This window comes from Streptomyces sp. NPDC002784 (assembly GCF_053592135.1).
On the sequence record NZ_JBSFVD010000182.1, the window covers coordinates 1 to 1,347 of the forward strand.

The following is a 1,347-nucleotide window of genomic DNA, read 5'->3' on the forward strand; positions in this document are numbered from 1 at the left end:
CGCGGCCCGCGTAGACGGCGGACCAGTCGATGTCGGTCCCGTTGACCCACAGTTCGGCGGCGCCGGCGAGGAAGCGGGCGTTCTCGTCCTCGTCCCGGCGCAGAGTGCCAACGACCGTGACCCGCTTCTCCGCAGCCTCGGCAATCGACTGCACGCCCATGGTCAGCACGGGATGCGCGCTGACCTCAATCAGCCGGAGATGCCCCTGATCCATGGCTACTTGGACCGCGTCGGTGAAGCGCACGGGCTGACGCAGACCCTCGTACCAGTACGAGGCACCCATCGACATCGTGTCCAACAAGCCACCAGTGACCGTGGAGATGATCGGCACCCGCGACACCTGCGGCACCACCGGCGCGAGAGCCTCCAGCAGCCGCTCCCGAATGTCCTCCACATGGGCGGAGTGCGAGGCGTAATCCACCGGAACCCGCCGAGCACGAACACCGGCGGCCTCCGCCACCGAAGCGATCTCGTCCAGCGCCTCGGGATCACCGGCCACCACCGTGGCATCCGGACCGTTGTAAACGGCTATCGACACCCGATCGCCATACGACGACACCCACGCCGACGCCTGCTCAGCACCCGTCGCCAGCGACAACATGCCACCACGACCGGCCAGCTCATCCCGAATCGCAGCCGAACGCAGAGCGACCACCCGAGCCGCATCCTCCAGACTCAACGCACCCACCACCGCAGCCGCGGCAATCTCCCCCTGCGAGTGACCGATGACAGCGGCGGGCTCGATGCCCAACGACTCCCAAACGGCCGCCAGTGACACCATCACGGCCCACAGAACGGGCTGGACCATGTCCACCCGCTGCATCCAGGCGTCATCGTCACCGGTGAGCACCTCGGTCAGCGACCAGTCCACGAACGGCCCGAGCGCCGCCTCGCACTCACCGATCCGCGCCGCGAACACCGGCGAAGAGGCGAGCAACCCCCGCCCCATCCCCAACCACTGCGACCCTTGGCCGGGGAACACGAACACCGGCGCACCCGAAGCAACAGCCGTACCCGACACCGCGTTACCAGCGGCACCACCGGACGCCAACGCCTCCAGCCCCGCCGTCAGCTCACCGCGCTCCCGCCCCCACACCACCGCCCGATGCTCCAGCGCCGTACGCGAAGCCCACAGACTCCACCCCACATCCACCGGCTCACCCGACACCCCCGCCAACCGCCCCGCCTGCGCAGCCAACGCCCCCGCCGTACGCCCCGACACCAACCACGGCACCACCGACGAACCCGACAACCCCTCAGGACCGGAGACCACCACCGGACCCAACTCGGCCTCGACCGGCGCCTCCTCCAGGATCACGTGCGCATTCGTCCCGGAGATGCCGAAGG

Annotated in this window: 1 protein-coding gene; it reads right to left on the reverse strand. The window is 69.0% G+C overall.

What is annotated here, in order from left to right:
* The coding region (locus ACWD1Z_RS37650; RefSeq protein ID WP_451125442.1) for an acyltransferase domain-containing protein at positions 1-1,318 on the reverse strand (1,318 nt) is incomplete at its 3' end.
* Positions 1,319-1,347 lie beyond the last annotated feature (29 nt).